The following is a 7,054-nucleotide window of genomic DNA, read 5'->3' on the forward strand; positions in this document are numbered from 1 at the left end:
AGGAACAAGGTGATTAGATGAACGTAAGCTACAGAGAGATTATAAAAAAAGCAGTAGCCATAGTACTTATGGCAGTCATTCTTGTATGTATGGTGACAGGATTTTCGTATACATTTACCGCTAAAGCAGATGATACAATTATTGCTACAGGTTATGTTAATTATGATGTAACAAGCCTTAGAATAAGGACAGCACCTGTTAATGGAAGTGTAATTACTAAAGTAGATGGTGGATTTAAGTTCGATATATACGAAGAAGTGAATACGAGTGCGACATATAAGTGGTACAGCATAGGTTTTTATCTCAATGGTGAATACACAAGAGGATATATAACATCAGAGTATACTACCAGGGAAGCAAAGTCAGATTATACACCAGATAATAATTTTGAAGATTATCTTGAGGCACAGAATTTCCCGGCTTCCTACAGGGAAAGCTTAAGGCAGCTTCACAGTGCATATCCATTATGGGTATTTGTAGCAGACCATAATGGAAGGGACTGGGATACTATGGTTAATGCCCAGAATGTATTAGGACGAAGCCTTATATACAGTTCGGCAGATGCTTCGTGGAAGTCTACGGCTGATGGCTGTTATGACTGGAATACAGGTGAGTATACAGAGCTTGACAGTGGTGGCTGGGTTCAGGCATCTGAGGGACTTGTGAAATATGCACTTGACCCAAGAAACTTTCTTGATGATACATACATATTTATGTTTGAAAGTCTTTCTTATGACTCATCAGTACATAATATAGACGGTGTGCGCAATATTATAAGCGGAACATTTATGGAGAATTCAAGCCACAATCTTGACGGCTATGACTATGCTTCACTGCTTATGTATGCAGGTGAAGTATCCAAGGTAAGCCCATATCACCTTGCAACAAGAATTATTCAGGAACAGGGTGCAGACGGACGAGGCAACCAGATATCTGGAAATGTAAGCGGATACGAGGGCTATTATAATTATTACAGCCAGAACGCATATGCAAGCGGCGGTCTGTCAGCAGTCCAGAATGGTTTGAAATATGCCAGACAGACCGACAGCTCTAATATGAGGCCTTGGAATTCGCGTTACAGGGCTGTTGTAGGTGGTGCTGTCAATCTTGGAAAATGGTACATTAACAAGGGTCAGGATACTATATATTATGAGAAGTTTGATGTTAAGAACTTCTCACACCAGTATATGACTAATGTGCTTGCACCAAGGTCAGAAGCGACAAGGGCTAAGAAGGCATATAGTTCATACACGCTTAATAATACAACATTTAAGTTTAACATTCCGGTATATGATAATATGCCATCGTCAAGATGTATAATACCAGATGGCAACCAGAGTGCGAATAACAGGCTTAGTTCATTATCAGTAGATGGTTATACATTAACTCCTACATTTTCATCTGATAATACTGATTACAGTCTCATTGTAGAAAATGATATTACAAGTGTTAATGTATCGGCAGGACTTATAGATGGCAATGCAACAGTAAGCGGACGTGGAAGCCACAGCTTAAGCGTTGGCAATAATGTAATCAATATTACTGTAACGGCTGAAAATGGTGACATAAAGACATATGTAATAAATATAACAAGAAAGTCTGCACAATCTGGTGGTAATACAGATGGTTTTAAGACAGATTATAATGTCGATTCATCAAAGAAGATAATGACTAAGATAGGTGTCGGAAGTCAGGCATCAAGTGTTCTTGATAATGTATCATACAGCAATGGCTGTTATGGAAAAATATTAAAGAATGACGGAAGCGAGAGAGGCGACACAGTAGTTACTGGTGATAAGTTAGTTGTATACAAGGCAGACGGAAGTGTATATGATGAATATTCTATAGTTATATATGGAGATGTTAATGGTGACGGAGTTATAGATTTATATGATTTCGTTGCTATTAAGAGAGCAGTTCTTGGAATTGGACAGCCACAGGGCAGTTATAAAGAGGCTGCGGATATTAACAGGGACGGAGTTATAGATTTGTATGATTTCGTTGCTATTAAAAGACACATATTAAATATAGGATATATCCAGCAGTAGTGACTGCAAGAAGAGAGGACATATATGAATAAGGTTAAAAAGATAATTTCAGCACTGCTTATTATATGTATGTGTGCTGTAATGGCTTTTGTGAATAAGACAGATATATTAGCGGCAGGAACAGCAAGAGTATCAATTGGTTCAGCAAGTGGTACGGTAGGCGATACAGTATCCATAGATGTGTCAATCAGTGCATCGAGCGGAATAGGCGGAGCTACAATATATGTATCCTATGACCCATCAATATTAGCATTAAGCGGAAGCTCAAGTAATTCGGGAACTGCGATGGTCAGCTTTATGGACGAAAGTACAGCAAGCAGCCAGTCAAAGACAATAACATTTAGGATTATCGGAGCTGGTACTTCAAGCCTTAATGTTATAGGTGATTCCAAGGTTATTGATATAGATATGCAGGCGTGCAGTATATCCAAATCGTCAGGTTCAGTTACAGCTTCTGCACCAGCTTCATATTCATCAGATAATACATTAAGTTCATTACAGATAAGTCCTGGTGTGTTATCTCCAGCATTTTCACCAGATGTAACTACTTATACAACATCTGTTGGTGCTGACTGTGCAAGCCTTACAGTAAGTGCAGTTCCTAATGATTCAAAGGCAACTGTAAGCGTATCTGGCAAGAGAATGGATCCAGGATTTAACACAACAACAATTACTGTAACAGCAGAAAATGGCAGTAAAAGAACTTATACAATAAAGACAACCAAGGAAACTAATTCAGCTTCTAATGAAAATAATCAGGCAACAGGTTCGGACTCATCTAATGGATCAACAGACAATAATAATGATATTCCTGATGTGCAGGATCCTAACAGTGAAGCAATACAAGAGCCGAATATTACAGTAGATAATGCTGAATATAAGATTGTATCTGCTAATGATGAACACCCACTTCCAGATGGCTATACTCCAACAGAGTATGATTATAATGGAACAAAGGTATCAGCAGGTGTTGGAATTGATACAGGAGTAACAATTGTCTATCTTGAAAGTACAGATGGCAAAGGTGAGAGCGGTTATTATGTATACGATTCGGTGAGAAAGACATTTTCACAATTCGTAGAAGTAAGCCAGCCACAATTTACATACTGCATACTTGCCATAGATGAAGCTTCTATGGAACTTCCAGAAGGCTATGATGTTGGAAGAACAGTAATCAATGGCAAAGAAGTCGATGCCCTTCTTGACAGAACAGGCAACTACGCATTATTCTACGGCGTAAGCTCTACAGGAGAAACAGGCTGGTTCAGATACAATGTCAATGATGGCACAATACAAGGCTACGCCGGTTACAATATGGCAGATGAACAGGTAATCAACACCAACACAAAGACAGCTGACAGTGATAAGGCATTTAATACAGTCAGCAGTTATATATTCGTTATATTAGCAGTCCTTGCTGTTGTAATAATAGCATTAATAGTTGTAGTTATAGCCTTAAGCATTAAGCTTTCAAAGAGCAAAAAAGCCTTCGTAGGAGCAATGGACGGCTACGAAGACGAAGATATAGACGAGGAAGACTTAGACGATATGGAACTTGAAGATGATGAAGAAGATATCTTATATGATGACTTAGAAGAAGATATAGATGAAGAAGTATCTGATGATGCCGTCCCATATCAGTCATCAACCACAAAAGATCTCCCCGAAGAATACAATGAGTCTGAAGAACTGGAACTAGAAGAAATAGACGATAAATAATAAATATCTATCGTCCACCATAAACAGACAGCAAATAGTTAAATCATAATCAGATAATAAATAGGTGACAATAACCACAACAGTCTGACAATAGAGCCTCAATCCCCAGTCCCCGCTTTACTGGCTTGTCCAGTAACAGGGGACATCCCCTTTTCGTAAATCTATTGTCCGGCTGTTTTTTTACGCAAAAATCCCCCATCTCTATTTCATTCCTAATCCACTGAAATATATTTTAAAGCTATCCAAATATAATATATTGACAAATATATTTTACTATGCTATAAAATCTACTTAATAAATAAAACAAAATATACCAATGGGTGAAAGACAGCCAGCGATGCTAAAGCTGATAGAAGCATAAGAAGACGCTGGGGAGCCGCCGGTCCTTAGCTGGCAGTTCCAACTGGCAGCTTAGTACCGCTGCGAGCGACACGCAGTGCAAACGTGTCTTTGTTGCTTCTATTCGCTTTAACAACGCGTCCGGGGTCCGTCTATCTTCCACCCCCATCAATTTAAAGAAGGAGATGTACAAGAATGATATCTAAATTACACCAACTAAATTTACACGACAAAATAAAATACATTTACGCTACTGTAATTAAATTTATGATTTTATCAGGAATCGTAAGCATAATTTGTTTATCTCTTCTGGATATAAGATTTAATTCTTATGTAAAAGGGGCTCAGAAAGCAAATAATGCTGCTAAAGAAAGTATTATAGATATTAGTTCTGCTGCCCGCAATATAAGAGAGATGGCATTAAATGACGACAGTTCAACTTATGAGAATTATAAGAATAATGTTAAGACAGTTCTTACAGACTCCCAGACACAGCTTGATATTATAAAGAATACCAATATAATAGATGATGATTTGTATAACCAGTATGTTAAAGCACTTAATGAATGGGGCAATATCGGTTACGATATAATTAACCAGATTGAAAAGGGCGACCTTGCAAGTGCCAAGAATAAAATCCACACAGTATGTACACCTGCACTTAACAATCTTATGAGTATTGCGGATAAAATGGAGGATGAAACCAACAAAGAGGCGGATCAGGCAATATTGTTAAGTAATGTTGTGGCAGTCATAGGCGGTGTGGCTATTGTGTTATTTATTGTAATAGCGAGCCTTATATCAAAGAAAATAGGTGCTAAGATTACAGAGATGATAATAGAACCATTAAGGGATATAGACAATGTAGCTAAAGACCTTGCTAATGGTAACCTGCACAGTGAGCTTACATACCATTCAGATGATGAATTAGGAACATTAGCCCACAGTCTGCGTAAGTCAATAAGAACATTAAGTTCATATGTTGATGATATTAAAAGGTCAATGCAGGAATTCTCACATGGTAACTTTGATGTTAAGCCAGAAGTTGAGTGGAAGGGTGATTTTGAGGAAATATTACATGCATTTATGAGCTTTGAAGCAAGTATGGCAGATCTTGTAAAGCATCTTCAAAGAGTAGCTGACCAGGTGGCAGAAGGTTCAGAACAGATAGCATCAAGTTCAACAGAGCTTGCAGAAGGAGCGACTAATCAGGCGGCTTCAGTTGAGGAGCTTACAGCTTCCCTTGCAAGTGTGTCAGAAAGAGTTGCACAGAATTCACAGAATGCAAGAGAAATAAGTGGCAAAGTAAATGAACTAGGAACACAGCTTGATGAAAGTAACGGCAAAATGGGTGAGATGGTCACATCAATGGGTGAAATAGAAAAAGCTTCCAAAGAAATCAGCAAGATAATAGAAACTATCAACCAGATAGCTTCACAGACTAATCTTCTGGCACTCAATGCTTCTATAGAGGCAGCAAGAGCTGGCGATGCAGGAAAAGGTTTTGCGGTAGTTGCAGATCAGGTATCAGCACTTGCGGCACAGAGTGCAGAAGCTGCCAAGGAGTCAGCTTCATTAATAGATACATCTGTTGCGGCAGTTGAGAAAGGTATGGTTATTGCCAATGACACAGCTTCCCAGCTTGGTGTGGTTGTGGATAATTCAAGGCATATAGTTGATGAAGTTAATAACATTGCAGATGTTCTTAATACTCAGACAGAGACAATTAAGCAGGTTGATGACGGCATTGAAGATATCAATGATGTAGTACAGACTAATTCTGCCACATCACAGGAGTGTGCCGCTGCAAGTCAGGATATGAGTACACAGGCAGACACATTAAGGGGACTTATTGCAACACTTAAAATAGCACATTTTAAAAAAAATAATAATAAATAATAAATAAAAGGCAGTAAAAGCATAAGTAACAGAGTAAAATATATTCTCTATACATAGTAGATATGTAATGAGAATATATATTAAAAGCTTTTACTGCTTTTTGTTGTAAGAATATATGTTCTGATTTATAATGAATTAAAAAAAGTATAACATTACTAGACAGGTTATGGACAGAACATTGAACAATATATTATATGAAACATCGGAATATGAAGATTACGAGGCATTTGTTAATGCTAAAGATAAGATAATTGGCAAGGCACATAATAACAAAGGGATAGGGACATTGTCAGAAAAGACACTTCACGCTGTCCTTAAGCTGTATTATGAGCCTGATGAGGACAAGCACGAGGTCGCTATGAGCGGTTATTATGCTGATATATATAATGACAAAGGAATAATAGAGATACAGACACGCCAGCTTAATAAACTGAGGGATAAGCTTTCGGTATTTCTACAAGATTACCACGTTACTGTGGTGTATCCGCTTCCATTTAACAAGTGGTTAAGCTGGGTTAATCCTGATAATGGAGAGGTTCAGGGCAGGAGAAAGTCGCCAAGACATTTTACGGAATATGATGCATTTTACGAGTTATATAAGATAAAAAGCTATCTGAAAAATCCTAATCTTTCAATCAATCTTGTGCTTATGGATATGGAAGAATATAAGCTTCTTAACGGCTGGAGTTATGATAAGAAAAGAGGTTCAACAAGATATGACAGAGTACCGGTTGGGATAAGAAGAATAGTAAAGTTTGACAGGATAGAGGATTATATGCAGTTAGTTCCAGCGGATTTGAAGGAAGATTTTACGGTGAAAGACTTTGCCATGGCGGCTGGGGTCAGTGTTGAAGCGTCAAGATATACGCTTAATATTCTTAATTATCTTGAGATAGTAAAGCGTACTGGCAGAGTAAAGAATGGGTATGTCTATAACGTCACAGAAGAATTTTAATATAATGAGCGCAAAAGAAAAGGAAGCGGCTGCGAAGCAGACATTTACTTTTCTTGCGCCATTAACGAACGAACAGTCGTGCGAAGCAGGACGA

At 38.0% G+C, this 7,054-nt stretch carries 4 protein-coding genes; all 4 read left to right on the plus strand.

All coding sequences use genetic code 11. The features are described from left to right. Window positions 1-17 precede the first annotated feature (17 nt). The 4 genes from BM157_RS05980 (at window position 18) to BM157_RS05995 (ending at window position 6,960) form a co-directional block, all read left to right on the plus strand. Window positions 18-2,048, plus strand: a complete 2,031-nt coding sequence (locus BM157_RS05980; protein WP_022502321.1) for a dockerin type I domain-containing protein — start codon at window positions 18-20, stop codon at window positions 2,046-2,048. A 24-nt stretch (window positions 2,049-2,072) separates the two neighbouring features. Next, window positions 2,073-3,767, plus strand: a complete 1,695-nt coding sequence (locus tag BM157_RS05985; protein ID WP_090140308.1) for a cadherin-like beta sandwich domain-containing protein — start codon at window positions 2,073-2,075, stop codon at window positions 3,765-3,767. Between the two features lie 534 nt (window positions 3,768-4,301). After that, window positions 4,302-6,005 (plus strand): methyl-accepting chemotaxis protein, encoded by a 1,704-nt coding sequence (locus BM157_RS05990; protein WP_055176251.1) that lies wholly within the window; start codon window positions 4,302-4,304, stop codon window positions 6,003-6,005. Window positions 6,006-6,183: 178 nt separating this feature from the next. Further along, window positions 6,184-6,960 (plus strand): hypothetical protein, encoded by a 777-nt coding sequence (locus BM157_RS05995; RefSeq protein ID WP_318255836.1) that lies wholly within the window; start codon window positions 6,184-6,186, stop codon window positions 6,958-6,960. Window positions 6,961-7,054: the final 94 nt, after the last annotated feature.

Source organism: [Lactobacillus] rogosae, from assembly GCA_900112995.1.
Lineage (GTDB): Bacteria > Bacillota > Clostridia > Lachnospirales > Lachnospiraceae > Lachnospira > Lachnospira rogosae.